18 protein-coding genes are annotated in these 21,122 nt (G+C 65.4%); 10 read left to right on the top strand and 8 right to left on the bottom strand.

Translation table 11 applies throughout. The features are described from left to right. Positions 1–82: 82 nt before the first annotated feature. The 3 genes from smc to FGU64_RS22460 form a co-directional block, all read right to left on the bottom strand. A complete protein-coding gene (smc, locus tag FGU64_RS22470) occupies positions 83–3,541 on the bottom strand; it encodes a chromosome segregation protein SMC (protein ID WP_139955104.1) in 3,459 nt (1,152 codons plus the stop codon). Positions 3,542–3,568: 27 nt separating this feature from the next. After that, the gene (locus FGU64_RS22465; RefSeq protein WP_139955103.1) at positions 3,569–4,312 is read right to left on the bottom strand and encodes a DsbA family protein; all 744 of its coding nucleotides are present in this window, start codon (positions 4,310–4,312) and stop codon (positions 3,569–3,571) included. A 131-nt stretch (positions 4,313–4,443) separates the two neighbouring features. Next, a complete protein-coding gene (locus FGU64_RS22460; RefSeq protein ID WP_139955102.1) occupies positions 4,444–4,941 on the bottom strand; it encodes a DUF721 domain-containing protein in 498 nt (165 codons plus the stop codon). Between the two features lie 65 nt (positions 4,942–5,006). Between FGU64_RS22460 and mutY the strand changes: the two genes are divergently transcribed. Both mutY and FGU64_RS22450 read left to right on the top strand, forming a co-directional pair. Then, positions 5,007–6,110, top strand: coding sequence for an A/G-specific adenine glycosylase (gene mutY, locus FGU64_RS22455; protein WP_246671194.1), 1,104 nt, complete (start codon positions 5,007–5,009; stop codon positions 6,108–6,110). Continuing rightward, on the top strand, positions 6,107–6,715 hold the full coding sequence (locus tag FGU64_RS22450) for an HAD family phosphatase (protein ID WP_139955100.1): 609 nt from the start codon (positions 6,107–6,109) through the stop codon (positions 6,713–6,715). Before mutY ends, FGU64_RS22450 begins: the two co-directional genes overlap by 4 nt. Positions 6,716–6,742: 27 nt before the next feature. On the opposite strand, the gene pseI is transcribed toward FGU64_RS22450, so the two are convergent. Beyond that, positions 6,743–7,789 carry a pseudaminic acid synthase gene (pseI, locus tag FGU64_RS22445; protein ID WP_139955099.1) on the bottom strand — a complete coding sequence of 349 codons (1,047 nt, stop codon included), beginning with the start codon at positions 7,787–7,789 and terminating at the stop codon, positions 6,743–6,745. Between the two features lie 203 nt (positions 7,790–7,992). Here pseI and pseH point away from each other — a divergent pair, with 203 nt between their 5' ends. Further along, the gene (pseH, locus tag FGU64_RS22440; protein WP_139955098.1) at positions 7,993–8,529 is read left to right on the top strand and encodes a UDP-4-amino-4,6-dideoxy-N-acetyl-beta-L-altrosamine N-acetyltransferase; all 537 of its coding nucleotides are present in this window, start codon (positions 7,993–7,995) and stop codon (positions 8,527–8,529) included. Then, entirely contained in the window at positions 8,526–8,711 is a 186-nt protein-coding gene (locus FGU64_RS22435; RefSeq protein ID WP_210239050.1) for a hypothetical protein, read from the top strand. The genes pseH and FGU64_RS22435 overlap by 4 nt, the downstream gene beginning before the upstream one ends. A gap of 60 nt (positions 8,712–8,771) precedes the next feature. Here FGU64_RS22435 and pseC read toward each other — a convergent pair whose 3' ends face one another. After that, entirely contained in the window at positions 8,772–9,977 is a 1,206-nt protein-coding gene (gene pseC / locus FGU64_RS22430; RefSeq protein WP_139955096.1) for a UDP-4-amino-4,6-dideoxy-N-acetyl-beta-L-altrosamine transaminase, read from the bottom strand. 9 nt (positions 9,978–9,986) lie between these two features. Beyond that, positions 9,987–11,012 carry a UDP-N-acetylglucosamine 4,6-dehydratase (inverting) gene (gene pseB / locus FGU64_RS22425; protein ID WP_139955095.1) on the bottom strand — a complete coding sequence of 342 codons (1,026 nt, stop codon included), beginning with the start codon at positions 11,010–11,012 and terminating at the stop codon, positions 9,987–9,989. 241 nt (positions 11,013–11,253) lie between these two features. Between pseB and pseF the strand changes: the two genes are divergently transcribed. After that, positions 11,254–11,967, top strand: a complete 714-nt coding sequence (gene pseF / locus FGU64_RS22420; RefSeq protein ID WP_139955094.1) for a pseudaminic acid cytidylyltransferase — start codon at positions 11,254–11,256, stop codon at positions 11,965–11,967. A gap of 34 nt (positions 11,968–12,001) precedes the next feature. On the opposite strand, the gene FGU64_RS22415 is transcribed toward pseF, so the two are convergent. Beyond that, on the bottom strand, positions 12,002–13,135 hold the full coding sequence (locus tag FGU64_RS22415) for a site-specific DNA-methyltransferase (RefSeq protein ID WP_139955093.1): 1,134 nt from the start codon (positions 13,133–13,135) through the stop codon (positions 12,002–12,004). 156 nt (positions 13,136–13,291) lie between these two features. Here FGU64_RS22415 and FGU64_RS22410 point away from each other — a divergent pair, with 156 nt between their 5' ends. Next, positions 13,292–13,978, top strand: coding sequence for an HAD family hydrolase (locus FGU64_RS22410; RefSeq protein ID WP_139955092.1), 687 nt, complete (start codon positions 13,292–13,294; stop codon positions 13,976–13,978). 103 nt (positions 13,979–14,081) lie between these two features. Here FGU64_RS22410 and FGU64_RS22405 read toward each other — a convergent pair whose 3' ends face one another. Continuing rightward, positions 14,082–14,771: a hypothetical protein gene (locus tag FGU64_RS22405; RefSeq protein WP_246671193.1), complete on the bottom strand. Its 690-nt coding sequence runs from the start codon at positions 14,769–14,771 to the stop codon at positions 14,082–14,084. Between the two features lie 128 nt (positions 14,772–14,899). On the opposite strand from FGU64_RS22405, the gene thrC reads away from it, so the two are divergent. From thrC to FGU64_RS22385, 4 genes are read left to right on the top strand one after another with little or no spacing between them, the layout of a single operon-like run. Continuing rightward, positions 14,900–16,297, top strand: a complete 1,398-nt coding sequence (gene thrC / locus FGU64_RS22400; RefSeq protein WP_139955091.1) for a threonine synthase — start codon at positions 14,900–14,902, stop codon at positions 16,295–16,297. A gap of 14 nt (positions 16,298–16,311) precedes the next feature. Beyond that, positions 16,312–17,604, top strand: coding sequence for a pitrilysin family protein (locus tag FGU64_RS22395; RefSeq protein ID WP_139955090.1), 1,293 nt, complete (start codon positions 16,312–16,314; stop codon positions 17,602–17,604). A gap of 15 nt (positions 17,605–17,619) precedes the next feature. Further along, positions 17,620–18,216, top strand: a complete 597-nt coding sequence (locus tag FGU64_RS22390; protein WP_139955089.1) for a GNAT family protein — start codon at positions 17,620–17,622, stop codon at positions 18,214–18,216. 15 nt (positions 18,217–18,231) lie between these two features. Continuing rightward, positions 18,232–21,117: an EAL domain-containing protein gene (locus FGU64_RS22385; RefSeq protein WP_139955088.1), complete on the top strand. Its 2,886-nt coding sequence runs from the start codon at positions 18,232–18,234 to the stop codon at positions 21,115–21,117. Positions 21,118–21,122: the final 5 nt, after the last annotated feature.

Below are 21,122 nucleotides of genomic sequence, written 5' to 3'. Positions count from 1 at the left end.
ACGGAAGCACCAACCCAGCGGCGTGCTGCGGCGCATTCGCACCACTTATTCTAGGCGCGCCTGCCCGTGCAGTGGCTAGAACTCAGCTCGCCTCGCGCATTGCTTCGGCTGCCTGCAGATCGACCGAGACGAGCTGGCTCACGCCTTGCTCGGCCATCGTCACACCGAACAGTCGGTCCATGCGGGCCATGGTGATGGGGTTGTGGGTGATGACGACGAAGCGGGTTTCGGTCGACTTCGCCATCTCGTCCATCAGGTTGCAGAAGCGCTCGACATTGTGGTCGTCGAGCGGCGCGTCGACCTCGTCCAGCACGCAGATGGGCGCGGGATTGGTCAGGAACACGGCGAAGATCAGCGACATCGCCGTCAGCGCCTGCTCGCCGCCTGAAAGCAGCGTCATGGTCTGCGGCTTCTTGCCGGGTGGGCGGGCGAGGATTTCAAGGCCCGCTTCCAGCGGGTCTTCCGATTCGATCAGTTGCAGTTCGGCCGTGCCGCCGCCGAACAGATGGGAGAACAGGCGCTGGAAATGGCCGTTGACGACATCGAAGGCCGCCAGCAGCCGCTCCCGGCCCTCGCGGTTCAGGCTCTGGATCGCCTGCCGCAGCTTGCGGATCGCCTCGATGACGTCCTCGCGCTCGGAAACGATCGTCTCCAGCCGTTCCGACAGTTCCTTCTGCTCCTCTTCGGCGCGCAGGTTGACGGCGCCCAGCCGTTCGCGCTCGATCTTGAGCCGCTCCAGCTGGCGCTCCACCTCGGCCATGTCCGGCATCGGGGCGTCGGCCTCCAGGCCGGTGTGGCGAATAACCAGATGCGGCGGCACCGCCAGCGCTTCCTGGATACGCGCCTCGACCTCCTGCCGGCGCTCGTCGGCAGCGGTCAGCCGCTCCTCGGCGCGCACGCGCTGCTCACGCGACTCGGCCAGCGCCTGAATGGCGGCGGTGGCCGCCTTGTCGAGCACCGCCTGCCGGTTCTCCGCTTCCTGCAAACGGTCGCTCGCTGCCTTGCGCAAGTCCTCGGCCTGCGACAGTTGCGACAGCAATGCGCGACGCCTTGCATCGAGTTCATCGGGCGCGTCGGCGAGTTTTTCCCGCTCGGCCGCCGCCTCGCCCTTGCGCTCGCCGAGGGCCGCGATCTGCGCCGCCGCATTCTCGGCACGCCCGGTCCAGCTTCCACGCTCGGAGGCGATTGCCGCGAGCCGCCGCGTGCGGGCTTCCGCCTCGCGCTTCAACCCGTCATGAACGGCGCGCGCCTCGGCGAGCGCCGCGCGATCGCCAGCCACCCGCGTGGAGGCCTGCTCCAGTCGAGCCTGCAAGTCGCCGAGATCAGGCGCCTTGGCCAAGGCCGCCTCGGCTTGCGCGAAAGCCGTCGAAACCTCCTCGTGATCGGCGACGATGCGGCCGCGCGTCTCGGTCAGCGCCGAGCGGCGGCTGGAAAGCTCGCCGGCGGCCTTTTCGGCGGCGGCCAGCGCGGCGCGGGCAGCATCCAACGCCTGCCTGGCGTCGCGCGCGGCCTGCCGCGTCGTCTTCTCGGCTTCCACAGCGCCGCGCAACCTGCCTTCGGCGTCCGCCAGCGCTTCCTCGGCGGCGCGCACGGCCTTGGTCGCCTCGACGGCCTCGGCGTCGAGCTCGGCAAGCCGGTTCTTCTGCGCCAGCCGAAGGGCGGCGGCGGTCGGCGCATCGGCGCTGGCGGTTAGTCCGTCCCAGCGCCACAGCGCGCCGTCGCGACTCACAAGTCGCTGGCCGGGCGCCAAAGACGCTTGCAGGCGGCGGCCGTCGGCGGCTTCGACGATGCCGATCTGCGCCAACCGGCGGGCAAGCTGGCTCGGCGCGCGCACAACGCTGGCGAGCGCCCTGACGCCCGCAGGGAGCGCCGGGTCGCCGGGCTGGATGGCGCTCTCACCCCAATGCGCCGGCGCGCTGCGGTCGAGCGGCACGTCAAGGTCTTCGCCAAGTGCCGCGCCCAGCGCCGTCTCGAAGCCGCGCTCGACGCTGACCTGCTCCAGCACCGCCGGGAAAAGGTCACCGGAGGCAGCGTTGAGCATTTTCGCCAGCGTGCGCGCTTCCGTCTCGACGCGCGCAAGTTCCGCCCTGGCTTCCTGCAAGGGCGTGCGCGCCGCCGTTTCCGCTGCGCGGGCAGCAAAGACGGCCTGCTCGGCGGCTATCGCCGCTGCTTCCGTGCGTTCCAGCGCTGCTGACGCCTGCTCAGCCAGCGCCTTCTTTTCGACCGGGTCAGGCAGGCCGGCGATCTTCGTCGTCAGGTCGGCCAGTTCGCGGTCGATCTCGCCGAGCTGGCGGGCGATGCGGTCGCGGCGCTCGGCCGTATCGCGCAGCGTGCGTTCCATCTGCTGGCGGGAGGCAGCAGCCTCGGCGCGCGCTGCTGTCAGCTTCGACAGAGCCTCCTCGCTGGCCGTGAGCACCAGCGTCGCCTGTTCGAAGGCGCCGCGCGTGGCCGCTTCGCGATCGGTCGCGCCGGCGTTCTCGGCGTTGAGGGCCGTTTCCTCGGTCGCCAGGCGTTCCAGCACCTCCGCATTGTCGCGCACCATGCGCTCCTCGCGGGCGATGTCGGCGTCGAGCTGCTGCAGGCGACGATCCAACTCGGCCTGACGGGCGCGGATACGGTCCGCTTCCTCCTCGATCTGCGTCTTGGCGATGGAAAGCCGCTGGAAGGCTGCGGCGGCGGCGGCTTCGGCCTCGCGCAGGTCCGGCAGGCGATGCGCGCCGACCGCCTGCTCCTTCGCCGCCTCCATCTGGCTTGCTGCGCGGTCTCCGACCAGCGCGGTGGCAGTCGCAAGCGCCGAACGGGCCTCGCCCTCCTGCAGCTTGGCCTGCGTCCAGCGCAGATGCAGCAGGATCGCCTCGGCCTTGCGGATATCGGCGGACAGATTCTTGAAACGGGAAGCCTGCCTGGCCTGGCGCTTCAGGCTCTCGATCTGGCCTTCCAGTTCTCCGACGACATCGTCCAGCCGCTCAAGGTTCTGCTCGGCGCCCTTCAGGCGCAATTCGGCCTCGTGGCGGCGCGTGTGCAGGCCGGAAATACCGGCCGCCTCTTCCAGCAGCGCGCGGCGCGCCTGGGGCTTGGCCTGGATCAGCTCACCGATGCGCCCCTGCCCCACCATCGAGGGCGAACGCGCGCCGGTGGACTGGTCGGCGAACAGGAGTTGCACGTCCTTGGCGCGTGCCTCCTTGCCGTTGATGCGGTAGACGGAGCCCGCCTCGCGCTCGATGCGGCGCGAAACCTGCAACTCGTCCGCGTCGTTGAAGGCGGACGGCGCCGAACGGTCGATATTGTCGAGGAACAGCGTCACCTCGGCCGTGTTGCGGGCAGGTCGGGTATTGGAGCCGGAAAAGATGACGTCGTCCATGCCGGACGCGCGCATGTTCTTGTAGGAGCTTTCGCCCATCACCCAGCGCAGCGCCTCGACAAGGTTCGACTTGCCGCAGCCATTCGGGCCGACGATGCCGGTCAGCCCGCGCTCGATGACGAACTCGCCGGGTTCGACGAAGGATTTGAAGCCGAGCAGGCGCAGGCGCGAAAATTTCATCCGCGCCGCCCCGCGCTCACGGAGACGTCAGAGCAGAGGGTCGATGATGGCCGACATTTCTGCAATCGACATAGCCCCCTTGTAGGTCTTGCCGTTGATGAAGAAGGTTGGCGTCGAGTCGACCTTGAACTCGTCCGCGCCGCGCTCCTGCACCGCTTTCACTTGTTCCAGAAGCTTCTGGTCCGTCAAGCAGGCGTTGAAGCTCTCCTGTGTAAAACCGGCCAGCTTGGAAAGCTGGAACATGGCGTCCTTGGCATCTTTGGCCATCGCCCAGTTTTCCTGCTGCTTGAACAGCACGTCGACCATCGGAAAATAATTGTCGCCGGCGCAGCGCGCCAGCATGAAACCCGCCGCAGCCCTAGGATCGCCGGGGAACGGGAACTCGCGCAGGATGTACCGCACCTTGCCGGTGTCGATATATTTCTTCTTCAAGTCCGGAAAGGTCGTGTCGTTGAAATGCGCGCAGTGCGGACAGGTCATCGAGGCATATTCGACGATGGTGACCTTGGCGTCGTCCTTGCCCATGGATTTGTCCGGCAAAGCGCCCGGCTTGAGCAGTTCCGCCATATCGACGGTGCCTTGCGGCTGCGGCGCCTCGGCGGCCGGCTCGGCTGGCGTGGCGGGTGTCGCGGTCTCGGCGGGCTTTGCCGGCTCAACCGGCTTGGTTTCAGCCTCGGCCTTGCCGGAATCGCTGCATGCCGCCAGCACGACGACCGCCGGCATGGCGGCCAGCGTCGACAGGACGTTTCTGCGGGACAAGATACGGTTCATGCGAATCACCTGACTGGAGCTGGATTGTGCAATGCAAAGGCACGAAAAGGCGAGAGTTGGCGCGAATTAAGGCATCGGCACGCGCAAGCCAACGGACAAACTTGCCAGCTGCGATCACGAATATGCGAGTTTCATTTGCGATGGCCCAGCACGCTGGCGCCGAGCCGCTCCAGCGAAGCGCGCAGGCTTGCATCTTCTATGCCGCCGACCGTGCCTGCCAGCCGGCTCCTTTCCGTCTCCGACAGCGCCCGGGGGACAGGCCGGGGGGACCTGGATGCGAGTGCTCCCGGCTTCTGGACGATGCGGATGCGGCCAATGGCGGCAAAGCCGAGGAACGTATTGGCGCGGCTGACGATCTCGCCCGTCTGGTGCTGGATGTGGAGGGCGGCCACCCCTTCGCAGGCGATGACCAGCACGGCCGGCTCGAACGGATCGTCCTCATGCAGGCGGCGCGGCCACTGAATCCGTTCCGGCCGCGACAGGCGCGCCAGCCGAGGCCCGACGATCTCTTCCCACGATTGGACGAGGCCGACCGAGATGCCGGCGCGCTTGCGCAGCATCGGGTCGAGAATGCCGGTCGCGAGATCGCTGACCGCAACGGGATTGCCCGAGGGCCTTTTCCCTGCCATGCGTGCTCCAATTGCCGGCGCCAGCCGCCCGCCGCAGTCCTGTTGAAGGATCAATGACACCGCCAATGCCCGTCCGCAACCCCGCTCCGCAAGACGCCGGCATCGCCGGCAGGCTGCTTGCCTGGTACGACGCGCATCACCGCGACCTGCCATGGCGCGTGCCGCCGCGCGATCTCGCGCGCGGCGTGCGACCCGACCCTTACCGCGTCTGGCTTTCGGAAGTGATGCTGCAACAGACGACGGTGGAAGCCGTGAAAAGCTATTTCAGCACCTTCGTGCGGAAATGGCCCACCGTCACGGCTCTTGCGTCTGCACCGAGCGACGACATCATGAAGGCATGGGCGGGGCTCGGCTACTATTCGCGGGCGCGCAACCTGAAAGCCTGCGCCGACCAGGTCGCGGCTCTGGGCGGCACCTTTCCGGACACCGAAGACGGCCTGCGCGCCCTGCCCGGCATCGGCGCCTACACCGCCGCCGCGATCGCCGCCATCGCCTTCGACCGGCCGGCCGCCGTCGTCGACGGCAATGTCGAACGGGTGACAACCCGGCTGTTTTCCATCGCCACGCCGCTGCCGCAGGCGAAGGTGGAAGTCCGCGCCATGGTGGAAGGGCTGGTGCCGCGGGAACGGCCCGGCGACTTCGCCCAGGCGACGATGGACCTCGGCGCCACCATCTGCACGCCGCGCCGGCCGCGCTGCATGCTGTGCCCGCTGCGCGAGGATTGCAGCGCGCAGGCAAACGGCGATCCGGAATTCTATCCCGTACGCCTCGCCAAGCCGGAGAAGCCGCTGCGCCGGGGGGCCGCGTTCGTTGCGGTCAGGAGCGACGGCGCCGTCCTTTTGCGCAAGCGCCCGGAAAAGGGTCTGCTCGGCGGCATGAGCGAAGTGCCGACCACCAACTGGACCGCCCGAGCCGACGGAGCGACGGACGTCTCGGCCGCGCCGTTTTCCGCCGATTGGCAAAAGGCGGGAGCCATCGGCCACGTCTTCACGCACTTTGCTCTGGAACTCTCCGTTTTCCGCGCCGAAACGAACGGACCGGCGCCGCCCGGCCATTTCTGGTCCGGCCCGGCCGGAATTTCGGGCGAGGCGCTGCCGACCGTCATGAAAAAGGCCATCGAGGCCGCCATTCCCGGCGCGACCAAACCGAAGCGAGTCCCCAAAGCATGACCAAGATCCGCCATATCGTCTTCGACATCGGCAAGGTGTTGATCCATTACGATCCGGAACTGCCGTTCAGCCGGCTGATCCCGGACGCGGCGAAACGCAAATGGTTCTTCGACAATGTCTGCACCCACGACTGGAACATCGAGCAGGATCGCGGTCGCACCTGGGAAGACGCCGAGGCGCTGCTGATCGCCGAACATCCCGGCCACGCGGAAAACATCCGCAATTTCCGCCTGACATGGCACGAGATGGTGCCGCACGCCTATGACGACAGCGTCGCCGTCATGGAGCGGCTGATCGACGCCGGCCACGACGTGACGATGCTGACCAACTTCGCCGCCGACACGTTCGGCGAAGCGCGCGAGCGTTTTCCCTTCCTGAAGAAGCCGCGCGGCGTGACGGTTTCCGGCGAGGTCGGCCTGATCAAACCCGACCGCGCCATCTACGACCGCCACGCCGCCACCTTCGGCCTGGAGCCGTCGGCGACCATCTTCATCGACGACAGCCAGAAGAATGTCGACGGCGCCAGGGCCGCCGGTTGGCAGGCGGTGCTGTTCACCGGCGCCGATCGTCTGGAGAGAGACCTTCAGGCCCTCGGGATTTCCTGAACGACGGGCGGCGGATGGCAAACAGCGTCAGCCGATAAGGTCCCAACTCACCGGCGTCCCTACCGAGACGTCCTTACGCACACGCTTGCCGAGCACGATGTCGTAGAATTTGGGCGGCAGGCCGAAGCCCGGCCGGATGATGCGGACGTTTTCCGCCGAAAGCACGTCGCCGGCCTTGACGTCGCGTGAGATGTAAAGGGAGCGCCGGTAGGCCGTGGACTTTTCTTCCGCCGGCCTCACGCCATAGCTCACGGTTCCAAGCGCCTGCCAGGCCCGTTCGGTCTCGACGCGCAGTTGCCCGAACTCGTCGGGCTCCAGCGAGAAGGCCGAATCGACGCCGCCGTCGGCGCGGCTGAGCGTGAAGTGCTTTTCGATCAGCACCGCGCCGTGCGCGACGGCCGCCGCCGCCGCGCCGCAGCCCATCGTATGGTCGGAAAGGCCGACTTCGCAGCCGGGAAACGCCTCGCGCAGATGCGGTATCGTGCGCACATTGGTGTTTTCGGGCGTCGCCGGATAGGTGCTGGTGCATTTGAGCAGCACGATATCCTTGCAGCCGGCCGCCCTGGCCGTCCGCACCGCGTCGTCGATTTCGGCCAAGGTCGCCATCCCCGTCGAAACGATCATCGGCCTGCCGGTCGACGCCACCTTGCGGATCAGCGGCAGGTCCGTGCATTCGAACGAGGCGATCTTGAAGGCGGGCACGTCGAGCGACATGAGGAAGTCGGTGGCGGTGTCGTCGAACGGGGTGGAAAAGCAATGCAGGCCGTGGCTTGCCGCGCGCTCCATGATCGGCTTATGCCATTCCCAGGGCGTATGCGCTTCCTGGTAGAGCTCGTAGAGCTGGCGCCCGGCCCAAAGGCTGCCCTCGTCCTCGATGACGAAGCCGGGAGCGCGGATGTCGAGCGTCATCGTATCGGCGGTATAGGTCTGGAGCTTGATGGCGTCCGCGCCGGAGCGGGCGGCGGCATCGACGATCTCCAGCGCCCGCTCGAGCGACTGGTTGTGGTTGCCCGACATTTCCGCGATCAGGTAGGGCCGATGACCGAGCCCGATTTCACGATTGCCGATCTTCAAGACATCATCCTTTTCCTGAGCGGGAGCGCACCTGCCGCAGGCCACGCGGCCGTAGTCCAGCCGTTTCTTAGCATCTGGAAAACGAAGCCGACAGGGCTTGCGCGCTTCTGGCCGAAACCTCTGGATGCGGTGTTTTCTTCGGCTATGCTGACCCGATCGAAAGACCTCCGGTCCGAAAATCGCGCGCCCGATGGAGGGGTGAAATGAACAAGCCCGATGGCGTCGTCCTGCATTTTCGGAACGTGACGGAGCTTTCCGAGGCCGATCTCTCCAAAATCCTCTCGATCAGGAATGAGCTGCCCGTAAGAAACAATATGTACACCAGCCACCAGATTGGAGCTGAAGAGCATAAGTCATGGGTAGACGGCCTTCGCTCCTCACCGGACAGGAAGTTCTTTTCCGTCGAACACGGGGGAAAGATCGTCGGTGCGGCCGGGCTCAGCGCGATCAATTCCGCGCACAAAAGAGCCGACTGGGCGTTTTATATATCACAAGCCGTCCAGGGCCGCGGCATTGGCTCCGCCCTGGAACAGCAGTTCCTCGATCTGGTGTTTTCCACTTTCGACATCGAGAAACTGAATTGTGAAGTCATCGAGTTCAATGAAAAAGTCATCGCCATGCATGAACGCTTCGGCTTTCTGCGCGAAGGTTTTCGGCGAGACCATGTCATCCGGGACGGCAGGAAGTACGGCGCCGTCCTGCTGGGCATAACCAAGGCGGAATGGGAATCGAGGAAATGAAAGACTACAACGCGATCATCGATCAGATCGAGGCGGTCAGGCGCAAGAACAACAAGAACTGGATGGATCTGATGCGCCTTGCCTTCAAACACGCGCCCGACGAGGCGGCCGCGATCGTCGCGGACATCTACCGGGAAGACGGCGAGATTTCCGCCCTTGCCGCGCAGCTTGTTGAAAAGTGAGGCCTATCCTCAGGCAAAAGACATTGGCGAGCTGAAGACAGCCACGGGACGAAGCCCGGCTCACCGCGACAGCACCTGCCTGACCGCGTCGACGACGCGCTCGGCATCCAACTCGGTCATCAGCGGATAATAAGGAATGGACAGCACCCTGGCGTAGTATGCGTCCGCGCCGGGAAGCTCGGCCTCGCCGCTATGCCGGACATAGTATGGCTGCCGATGGATGGGGATGTAGTGGACCTGCGTTCCGATCCTCAACGCCCGCAGCTCCGCCATCACCCGCGCGCGATCCTTTCCGAGCGCCGCGAAATCGATCAGCAGCGGATAGAGATGCAGGACCGGCTCGCCGTAAGACACGGCCGGCACCGGCGTCACGAGATTGCCCAGGCCCGCGAAACTCTCGTCGTAAAGCGCCTTCAAACGGGTGCGGCGCTCGGCGAACAGCGACAGCTTCTTCAGCTGCGAATGAGCCAGCACGCAGGCGAAATCGGGAACCCGGTAATTGAAGCCGAGCTCCTGCATCTCATAGTACCAGGGGTTTGCTCTCTCATTACCGGAGAAGGCGAGTTCGCGGTCGACGAACTGCGCGGGCGCCTTGACCATGCCGTGCGACCGCAACAGTTTCAGCCGTTCGTAGACGTCCGGGTCCTGCGTGGTGACGACGCCGCCCTCGCCCATGGTGATCGTCTTGACCGGATGCAGCGAGAACACCGTCATCGCCGAGTGGCGACACGCCCCGACCTTGGCCATGGCGCCGTGCTCGTCGCGATAGGTTGTCCCTAGAGCATGGCAGGCATCTTCGACCAGCACGATCCCGTGTTCGGCCGCGATGCGAGCGATCTCGGGCATGGCGACGGGATTGCCGTTCAGATGCACGACCACCGCCATCTTGACCGGTCGTCCCGCGCGGGCGACGGCGGCGCTGAAGGTCTCCGGCGTCACCAGGCCGGTATCGGGATCCGCATCGGCGAACAGGATGTCGGCGCCCGTGTAGCACATGCCGTTGGCCGAGGCGAGGAACGACATGGTGGGCGCGATCCCGAGATCGCCCGGCCCGACATGCGCCGCCAGGGCGGCCAGATGCAGCGCGACCGTTCCGTTGGCCACGACGACGGCATAGCGGGCGCCGACCGTTTCGGCGAACGCGGTCTCGAAGGCTTCAACGGCCGGCCCGGTGGTCAGCCAGTCGCCGCGCAGGCTTTCGGCGACGGCCGCGATGTCGTCCTCGTCGATCCAATGACGGCCGTAGGGAAGGAACTTGTCGGACATGGCAGAGCCTCAGACGCCCGCGCCGGCGACCATCCTCTGGAAACCGGTCTCGTCCAGCCATTCGTCGTTGATCTCGCTCGAATAGCTGAAACCATCCGGCACCCGCCGCGAATCGGCGGAGGCGTCGATACCGCCACCCCAGAACCTGAAGGTAGGCAGGATGGCATACCGGTCGCCGAGGTCAATCGTCATGCGGGCATCGTCGCCCGTCACCATGACTTCGTGCAGCTTCTCGCCGGGGCGGATGCCCACGATCTCGTGCGGAATGCCGGGGGCGACCGCGTTGGCGAGGTCCACCACCTTCATGGACGGGATTTTCGGCACGAAAATCTCGCCGCCCTTCATCAGGTCGAAGCTCGACAGCACCATGTTGACGCCCTGTTCCAGCGTGATCCAGAAACGGGTCATGTCCGGATGCGTGATCGGAATCCGGTCGACCTTGTTCGCCACCAGCTTGCGGAAGAAGGGCAGCACGCTGCCGCGCGAGCCCATGACATTGCCGTAGCGAACCACCGAGAAGCGCGCACCCGAGCTGCCGGAAATATTGTTGGCCGCGATGAAGATCTTGTCGGAGGCAAGCTTGGAAGCCCCGTAGAGATTGATCGGATTGGCCGCCTTGTCGGTGGACAGGGCGACGATCCTCTTCACGCCCTTGTTCAGGGCGGCGCGCACGACGTTTTCAGCGCCGATGATGTTGGTCTGGATACATTCGAAAGGATTGTATTCGGCGATCGGCACGTGCTTGAGCGCCGCAGCATGGACGACGTAGTCGACGCCTGCCATGGCCATTTCGAGGCGGGCCTGGTCGCGCACGTCGCCGATGAAATAGCGCAGGCAGGGATACTCCTGATTGCCGAGTTCCTGGTTCATCTCGTACTGCTTCAACTCGTCGCGCGAGAAGATGATCAGGCGCGATGGCTTGGAACGCTGGAGGACGGTCCGCACGAAAGCCTTGCCGAACGAGCCGGTTCCACCCGTGACCAGAATGGCCTTGCCGTCGAGGTTTGGCGCGGGCTCGAGAAAACTGCGGATCATGGCGAGACTTCCAGGTGGAATTGACCGAATGGAACACGGCTCTCCGGTTCAATACCCCGACTAGGTGGAATTGACCGAATGGAACACGGCTCTCCGGTTCAATACCCCGACTAGCTTGCCCGGAGCCTGCGAAACTTGACCTGACGCCGATATTTCATGGTGTATGTAGGCAGAGCGCCGGGGACTCGGCGCGCACGAACTGTAACACAACCGGCAAACCTTGCCGGCGAAAGGGGGAGCGATGAAGCCGACTGTCCTGGCGGTGCTGCCTGCCCGCGGCGGAAGCAAGCGCATACCCGGCAAGAACGTTGTGGAGTTCCATGGCCAGCCGATGATTTCCTGGCCGATCCAGGCAATCAAGGCGTCCGGAATTGCCGACGAGATCATCGTGTCGACGGACAGCGCCGAAATCCGTGCCGTCGCGGAAAAATACGGCGCCCAGGTCCCGTTCGAGCGGCCGCCGCACCTTTCCGGCGATTTCGTCGGCACGGCCGAGGTGACCCGGCATGCGCTCGAATGGTTCGTGAGCACTCACGGCAAGCCGCAATACGTGCTGACCGTCTACCCGACAGCCGTTTTCGTCTCGGCCGAAGACATAGCCAGCGCGCTGACGCTGATCGAGCGGGAGGGAACGGACATGGTCTTTTCGGCCGCCGAATTCCCCGCCCCGATCCAGCGGGCGCTTTTCATCGACGACAAGGGCATTGCGCGCATGTTCCAGCCCGAGAACTACCTGCGACGCTCGCAGGACCTTGTCCCGGCCTATCACGACGCCGGGCAGTTCTATCTGGTCAGGACGGACGTCGCCCTGCTGGGACTGTCGTTCAACGAGCGGCCCGCATCGCTCTACATCATGCCGCGCGACCGGGTGATCGACATCGACACGCCCGAGGACCTGCGCCTTGCGGAAAAACTGTTCGAGGATTTCCGCAAAGCCGGCCGGGCACGGAACTGACGCCGTAGGCGCCGGCTCTCGGCAAAAAAGCTTTCTAGGCTCCGGCCCGCTCCATGCCGAGGCGCGCGATCCTGCGCAACTCGTCGATGGGGGTCAGCCCTCCTGCCCGCTCGTAGTGCCAGAACGTCCAGCCGTTGCAGGCATCCAGGCCCTGCACCTGTGCACCGACCCTGTGGATCGAGCCGGCATTGTCGCCGACGACCAACGTACCGTCAGCGCGCACCTTGGCGCTCCAGCGCCGCTTGGCATCGCAAAGCGTGGTGCCCGGCGCGATCAGGCCGGTGTCGATGAGACTGACGAAGGCGACGCGCGGCTCGGCTCGCTTGCCGGTCAACACCGCCAGCGAAGCTTCGTCCAGCGGCCTGACCGCCGCGATGCGCTCGTTGGCGGCGTCGATATAGGCCTGCTCGCGCTCGATGCCGACGAAATGGCGACCGAGGCGCCTTGCCACCGCGCCCGTCGTGCCGGAACCGAAGAAGGGATCGAGCACCACGTCGCCCGGCCTGGTCGAGGCCATCATAACGCGCGCCAGCAGCGCTTCCGGCTTCTGCGTCGGATGCACCTTGTTGCCGTCGTCGTCCTTCAGCCGCTCGGCACCGGTGCAGATCGGGAACAGCCAGTCCGAACGCATCTGCACGTCGTCGTTGGCGGCCTTCATCGCCTCGTAGTTGAACGTGTAGCCCTTGGCCTTCTGGTCGCGCGAGGCCCAGATCATCGTCTCGTGAGCGTTCTGGAAACGGCGGCCGCGAAAATTCGGCATCGGGTTGGTCTTGCGCCACACCACGTCATTGAGGATCCAGAAGCCGAGGTCCTGCATGCGGGCGCCGACGCGGAAGATGTTGTGATAGGAGCCGATGACCCAGATGGTGCCGTTCGGCTTCAAGACGCGGCGCGCCGCGAGCAGCCAGGCGCGGGTGAAGGCGTCGTAAGCCTCGAAGCTCTCAAACTGGTCCCACTCGTCGTCCACGGCATCGACCCTGGACTGGTCGGGACGATGTAGGTCGCCGTCGAGCTGGAGGTTGTAGGGCGGGTCGGCGAAGATGACGTCGATCGACTTCTCGGGCAGCCGGTCAAGCGCTGCGACGCAATCGCCCTTGAGGATCGTATCCAGCCATTCGGCCGGCTGAGGAGTATGGGAAAGCTCGTCCAGGAGACGCACGGCAGACATCGGACACCCAGATACGCGTTACTGTTTACCGGCTGTTATGGTTACCGTTTTGCGTAAAGATTTCATGAAGTGCGGCCCGCTGTTTGCGATGCCGCCGGCACTGGTGTATGCCGCCGCTTCGTCAGACAGCCCCTTTCCTCCCAGCCGCGGATCGTCATGCCTCAACCCGACCTGGTCATCTTCGATTGCGACGGCGTGCTCGTCGATTCCGAAATTATCGCCGCGCGCGTCGAGGCCGAACTGATCACCGCCGCCGGCTACGAGATATCGGCCGAAGAGATCGCGCAGACCTATGCCGGGCTGACCTTCAAGGATATTTTGATGAGCATCGAGGAAAGGTCCGGCGTGGCTTTCCAGATCGCGCTCATCGACCGCGCCGAAACGCTGGTCGGCCAGCGACTGAAGCGCGACGTGCGCGCCATCGAGGGCGTGCATGAGGCCGTCGCCTCGATCACCGCGCCACGCTGCATCTGTTCCAACTCGCGCTCGGAGCGCATCGAATTCATGCTGGAGCGCACGCGGCTCCTGCCGCTGTTTTCCGGTCGCATCTTCTCCGCAGAGGAGACGCCGACCGGCAAGACCAAGCCGGCGCCGGACGTCTTCCTGCATGCGGCGGCAACGCTGGGCGCCGACCCTGCCAAAACCTTCGTCATCGAGGATTCCGTCCACGGCGTCACCGGCGCCCGGCGCGCCGGCATGCGGGTGATCGGCTTCACCGGCGGGGCGCACAGCTATCCCGGCCACGCCGACGCGCTGACCGAGGCTGGAGCGGAAACGGTCATCCGCCGCTGGGCGGAACTGAAAAGCGTGGTCGCCGCCCTGTCGGAATGGACCGACGAGTAGGCGCCGTCGGCCTCAAACGCATAGGGCCTTACGATTCGCCCGCGCGCTCAGGTTCCTAACGGTCCTTGTCCCGAATCCGGTGCCCGGTTGCGGGAGCCATGCGTCAGCGCGGAATGTCCGAGATCGAGGTCTGCGAGCCTGCCGGCTCGGCCGGCGCCGGCTTCTTCTTGACGACCTGCATCTTCTTGCGGCGCGGTTTCGGCTTGTCGGCGTTGGCGACCGCCTTGGCGGGACCTTCGTCGTAGCCGGCGAAGATCTGGTAGGTTCTCGCCGTCGGGTCGGGAACCACGATGCTGGCGTCATTGAAGACGAACTGCGTGGCCGCCGACAGGTCGGACACCTGAACCGGATACTGATGCAGCTTGGAATAGAGCACGTCCGTGCCGTTCAGCACGACGATGCGGATCGGCATGGTCACGGTTCCGGGCTTCGCCAGCGGACCCGGCACGACCTTTCCGGCCACCGCGACGTTGAGGGTCAGGGAACCGTTGGCGCGGCTGCAATCGCGGGTAACGTCGCTGATCGACGCCTGGTAGACGATTTTCGTCTGGTCGCCCTGCCCGCCCCTGGCGTAGGTGTCGAAATAGGCGGTGCCGTCGCGCAACGTGACCTTGGGGCAATAGGCCTGCAAAGAGCTTGCCGTCACCTTCGGCGCGGGCGGGGTATCCTGTTTCTGGCTTGTGAGGTTCAAAACGCCGCTGCTGTCGCTCGACTGGCAACCGGCGACGGCGAACATAAAGCCGACCAGCGCGACACCGGCCAAAAAGCGACCGTTGAACGAACGAAACACCATCGATAGCCCTTCCCTCTGGCAAAGCCGGTGTCCTATAGCAACCCGGCGGCAAAAATGCGACTGACGACGCGAACAAATCCCCCGTTGCGTGCCGCGCAACGGTCGGGACATCAGGCAGGCGGTTGACGATGCGCTACGTGAGCACCCGCGGGGAAGCCCCCGTGCTTGGATTCTCCGATGCGGTGCTGGCAGGGCTGGCGCGCGACGGCGGCCTCTACGTCCCCGAGGAATGGCCGCATTTTTCGGCCGCCGACATTCGCGCCATGCGCGGCCTGGCCTATCCCGATCTCGCCATCCGCCTGCTGACGCCTTTTCTCGGCGGCGAGATCGCAGCGCCGGTGTTCGACAAGATGGTGCGCGAGGCCTACGCCACCTTCCGCCACGACGCGGTATGCCCGCTCGTCCAGATCGGCCCCGGCACCTTCGTACTCGAACTGTTCCACGGCCCGACGCTCGCCTTCAAGGATGTCGCCATGCAGCTTCTGGCGCGACTGATGGACCATGTGCTCGCCGAACAGGGACGGCGCGCAACCATCGTCGGTGCCACGTCGGGCGACACCGGGGGCGCTGCGATCGAGGCCTTCGCCGGGCGCGAACGGACCGACATCTTCATCCTGTTCCCGCACGGGCGCGTCTCGCCGGTGCAGCAGCGCCAGATGACGACGTCGAACGCCGCCAATGTCCATGCGCTGGCCGTCGAGGGCAATTTCGACGACAGCCAGGGCCTGGTGAAGGACATGTTCAACAACCATGCCTTCCGCGACCGGGTGGCGCTTTCGGGCGTCAACTCGATCAACTGGGCACGCATCATGGCCCAGATCGTCTATTATTTCTCCTCGGCGCTGTCGCTCGGCGCGCCGGACCGGTCGGTGTCCTTCACCGTGCCGACCGGCAATTTCGGCGACATCTTCGCCGGCTACGCGGCCAAGAAGATGGGCCTGCCGATCGAGCGGCTGGTCATCGCCACCAACGACAACGACATCCTGGCGCGCACGCTGACAAGCGGCGAATACAGGACCAGGGGCGTCGTGGCGACCACCTCGCCGTCGATGGACATCCAGGTCTCCTCCAATTTCGAGCGACTGCTGTTCGAAGCGTCCGGCCGCGACGCCGGCACGGTGCGCCGCTACATGGGCTCGCTCAAACAGTCCGGCGCCTTCACGCTCGACGCGAAGGACCTGTCGCGCATCCGCGCCGAGTTCGACGCCGGCCGCGCCGACACGGAAGAAACGGCCGCCACGATCGGCGCCACGCTTTCGCGCAGCGGCTATCTGCTCGACCCGCATACCGCCACAGCCGTGCATGTGGCCGCCGCCCGCCCATCCGGCCCCGCGCCGATGATCGTGCTCGCAACGGCGCACCCGGCCAAATTCCCAGCCGCCGTCGAAGCGGCGAGCGGCATCGCGCCTGTTCTGCCCGCCTGGCTGTCCGGACTAATGAGCCAAGAGGAGCACTACGCGGTACTTCCATCGGAGATAAAAATGGTGGAAGATTATGTCAGCCGTCACACAAAGGCGGTGCGTTAGGGAGTTTCCGTTACATGGGTGTTGAGGTAAGCCGTCTGTCGAACGGCCTGACAGTCGCCACCGAAACCCTTCCAAGCATCGAATCCGTCGCCCTCGGCGCCTGGGTCAAGTCCGGCGCCCGCAACGAACGCGACGACGAGCACGGGATGGCTCATCTTCTCGAGCACATGGCGTTCAAGGGAACGAAGCGCCGCAGCGCCTTCCAGATCGCCTCCGAGATCGAGAACGTCGGCGGCGAGATCAATGCCGCCACCAGCGTCGAGACGACTTCGTTCTATGCGCGCGTTCTCTCGAACGATGTGCCACTCGCGGTCGATATCCTGTCCGACATCCTGCAGGAGTCCGAATTCGATCCCGACGAACTCGACCGCGAGCAGAACGTCATCCTGCAGGAGATCGGCGCCGCGCACGACACCCCCGACGACATCGTCTTCGACCGATTCACGGAAACCGCGTTCCGTCACCAGACCCTCGGCCGCTCGATCCTCGGCACGCCGGAAACGGTCAAATCCTTCACATCGAAGCAGCTTCACGACTTCATGGAGCGCCAGTACGGCGCCGAACGTATGGTGGTGGTTGCCGCCGGCGACATTCGCCACCACGACTTCGTGCGCGAGGTGGAAAAGCGGCTGGGCGGCTTCCGCACGAAAGCCGATGCCACGGCACCGCAATATGCGCAATATGTCGGCGGCGACTTCCGCGAGAACCGCGACCTGATGGATGCGCAGATCGTGCTCGGCTTCGAAGGCCGCGCCTATCATGTGCGCGACTTCTACGCCAGCCAGGTCCTGTCGATGATCCTCGGCGGCGGCATGTCGTCCCGCCTGTTCCAGGAAGTGCGCGAAAAGCGCGGCCTGTGCTACTCGGTCTATGCCTTCCACTGGGGCTTTTCCGACACCGGCATTTTCGGTGTCCATGCCGCCACCGGCCAGGCCGATCTCGCCGACCTTGTGCCGGTCATCATCCGCGAACTGGCTCGGGCCGGACAGGACATCCAGCAGGACGAACTCGACCGCGCCCGCGCGCAATACCGCGCCGGCCTCATCATGTCGGGCGAAAGCCCGGCCAGCCGCGCCTCGCAGATCGCCCGCCAGCTCCTGCTGTTCGGCCGGCCGATCCCGAAGGAAGAGCTTATGGAACGCCTGTCGGCGCTGACGACCGACCGGCTGACGGACCTGTCCTCGCGCCTGTTCTCGACCAAGCCGACGCTGACGGCTGTCGGACCGGTGGGCGCGCTGGTTCCGTACGAGGCGGTTCTCGATGCCCTGCCCGGCACCGAGCCTGCCGCGCGCAGGCTCGCCGTCTGATCCAGCGGCGAGTCGATGTTCGCCCTCCCTTTCCTTCGCCGTGACCTGCCGGCGCTGAAAGGCGAGAAGGTGTTGCTGCGCCTGCCGCTGACCGGCGACTACAACGAATGGGCCAAGCTGCGCGGCGAAAGCCGCAGCTTTCTGGAACGCTGGGAGCCACGCTGGACGCCCGACGAACTCGATCGCTCGGCATGGCGCCACCGCATCGGCCGCTACCGCGAAGACCATGCACAGGGCACGGCGATCGCTTTCTTCATCATCGAGAAGGAACACGGCCGGCTGGCCGGCGGCATCACCATCGGCAACATCCGCCACGGCGTCGCTCAGAGCGGCCATCTCGGCTACTGGATGGGCGAGCGTTACGCCGGGCGCGGACTGATGACCGACGCCGTCAACGTGCTCACCCGCTTCGCTTTCGATACGCTGCGGTTGCACCGGATCGAGGCTGCCTGTATCCCTGACAATCAGCGCTCGATCCGCGTGCTTGAAAAAGCCGGATTCACGCGCGAAGGACTTCTGCGATCCTACCTCAGGATCAACGGCATCTGGCAGGACCACTATCTCTATGCCCGGATCGAGGACGATCCTGCAGGCAATCGAACGAAGGGCTGATTTTTGAGGATTTCGATGCGATTTCAGGCGCTGATCGCATTCGTCGTCGCGACGGTGACGATGCTGTGCGCCATGGCCCCCGCCTTCGCCATCGAGCCGATCAAGATCGCCCGCGACGACGTCGCGCTCGACCTGTCGCGCGCCGTCGAAATCTACCGCAACCAGGGCGACAATTTCCAGGTTTCCACCGCCCCCGGCGCCGACGGCATCGTGCGACGCATCGAAGTGGAAGCCAACGACGCCCGCTCGACCGGCGACTGGGCGGTGTTCGCGCTCTCCAACTCGACCGACCAGCAACTCGACCGGCTGATCGTCGCGCCGCATTTCCGGTTGGTCAATTCGGGCATCTTCTGGCCCGATCTCGGCTCGACCCGCATCGCCGCCATCACGCCTTCCGAGGGCTTTGCGCTCGACCGCCAGACCAGTCCCGACGCCGACGTGTTCAGGGTGACGCTGAACCCCGGCACGGTCGTCACCTTCATCGCCGAGCTTGCCTCGCCCAAGCTGCCGCAGGTCTATCTGTGGGAACCGGAAGCCTACAAGGACTCGGTCAACTCCTACACGCTCTATCGCGGCATCGTCATCGGCATCGCCGGCCTGCTTGCGCTGTTCATGACCATCCTGTTCGTGGTCAAGGGAACGTCGATGTTTCCCGCCACGGCGGCGCTCGCCTGGGCGGTACTGGCCTATATCTGCGTCGATTTCGGCTTCCTCAACAAGATCATAGAGGTGTCGCCCGGCAACGAGCAGATGTGGCGGGCAGGAACGGAGGTGGCGCTGGCGGCGACCCTTGTGGTGTTCCTTTTCGCCTATCTGAACCTCAACCGCTGGCACGGCCATTTCAGCTATGGCGCGCTGGTGTGGATCTTCGGCCTCGCCCTGATCGCGGGCGTCGCCATCATCGATCCGCCGATCGCCGCCGGCATCGCCCGCATCTCCTTCGCGGCGACGGCGCTGACCGGGCTCGGCCTGATCGTCATGCTCGGCATACGCGGCTACGACCGCGCCATCATGCTGATTCCCAGTTGGGTGATGGTGCTCTTGTGGCTCGTCGGCTCGTGGATGGCGATCACCGGCATGCTCGACAACGACATCGCCCAGCCGGCGCTTGGCGGCGGGCTGATCCTGATCACGCTGCTGATCGGCTTCACCGTCATCCAGCACGCCTTTGCCGGTGGCGCGCTCTATCAGGGCCTGTTCTCCGACCTTGAGCGGCAGGCGCTCGCCGTCGCCGGTTCCGGCGACACGGTGTGGGACTGGGACGTGCTGCGCGACCGCGTCGTCACGCGGCCCGACATTTCCCTGCAGCTCGGGCTGGCGCCCAACAGCCTCGGCGGGGCGGCGCGCAACTGGCTGCCGGTGCTGCATGCCGACGACCGCGATCCTTTCCGCACGACGCTCGACGTCGTACTCGAGCACCGGCGCGGACGGGTGGCACAGAATTTCCGCCTACGCGGCGCCGACGGCCACTACCACTGGTTCTCGCTGCGCGCCCGGCCGGTGATCGGCTCGGACGGCGAGGTGATCCGCTGCGTCGGCACGCTGGTCGACGTCACCGAACAGAAGAAGGCCGAGGAACGGCTGCTTCACGACGCCGTGCACGACAACCTGACCGGCCTGCCGAATCGCGAACTGTTCATGAACCGGCTGGAGGCGATCATCTCCATCGCCCGCACCGAGGAGAAGGTGCGCCCGACCGTCTTCGTCATCGATATCGACCGCTTCAAGCAGGTCAACGACGGGCTGGGCATCTCGGCCGGCGACACCATCCTGCTCACCGTGGCACGCCGCCTGCACCGCCTGCTCAAGCCGAAGGATTCCCTGTCGCGCTTTGCCGGCGACCAGTTCGCGCTGATGCTGCTGTCGGATCAGGACCCTGCCCGCATCGCGGCGATGGCCGATGCCATCAAGCACGCCATCAGTTCGCCGATCACCTTCGCCAAGCGCGAGATCGTGCTGACTGCCTCGATCGGCCTCATCACCTGGACCACCGAGCAGGCGTCGGCGGAAGATCTGGTCAAGGACGCCGAGCTTGCCATGCACCAGGCCAAGCGATTCGGCGGCGACCGCATCGAGCCGTTCCGCCCCGCCTTCCGCACCGTCGGCACCGACCGGCTGCAATTCGAATCCGACCTGCGCCGCGCCATCGAGCGGCGCGAATTCACGCTCGCCTACCAGCCGATCGTGCGGCTGGAGGACAGCAGCATCGCCGGTTTCGAGGCGCTGCTGCGCTGGGACCATCCACGCCGCGGCATGATCCCGCCGGCCGACTTCATCCCTGTGGCGGAAAGCTGCGGGCTGATCGTCCAACTCGGCCTGTTCGCCATGCAGAAGGCGGCGGACGACCTGGCGCTATGGCAGAAGCAGTTCGGCGACACGCCGCTGTCGGTCTCGGTGAACCTGTCCAGCCGCCAGCTCATCCGTCGCGATCTGGTCAGCGACGTCCGCTCGGTCATCGCCCGTTCCAACATCAAGCCGCGCTGCCTCAGGCTCGAACTCACCGAATCGCTGGTGATGGACAATCCCGAGCAGGCCGCGCATGTGCTCACCAAGCTCAAGAAACTCGGCATCGGCCTGTCGCTCGACGACTTCGGCACCGGCTATTCGTCGCTGTCCTATCTGACGCGCTTCCCCTTCGACACGATCAAGATCGACAAGAGCTTCGTCGACGACGCCACGCCGAAGCGTTCCGTGCTCATCCGCTCCATGGTCAACATGGCCCATGAACTCGGGCTCTCGGTCGTGGCGGAAGGCATATCCGACCAGAGCGACGCGCTGGAGCTCAGGCAAATGGGCTGCGAATATGTGCAGAGCTTCATGTTCGGTCCGCCGGTCGCCGGCGAACAGGTCCCCAGGCTGCTGAAAGAGCAGATCGCCGCCTCGCAGCCAGCGCGCGCCTGATCCGC

The organism is Mesorhizobium sp. 8, from assembly GCF_006351905.1.
Classification (GTDB): domain Bacteria; phylum Pseudomonadota; class Alphaproteobacteria; order Rhizobiales; family Rhizobiaceae; genus Mesorhizobium; species Mesorhizobium composti.
The sequence above is the reverse complement of the archived record's forward strand: the minus strand, read 5'-3'. Positions and strand labels throughout refer to the sequence as shown.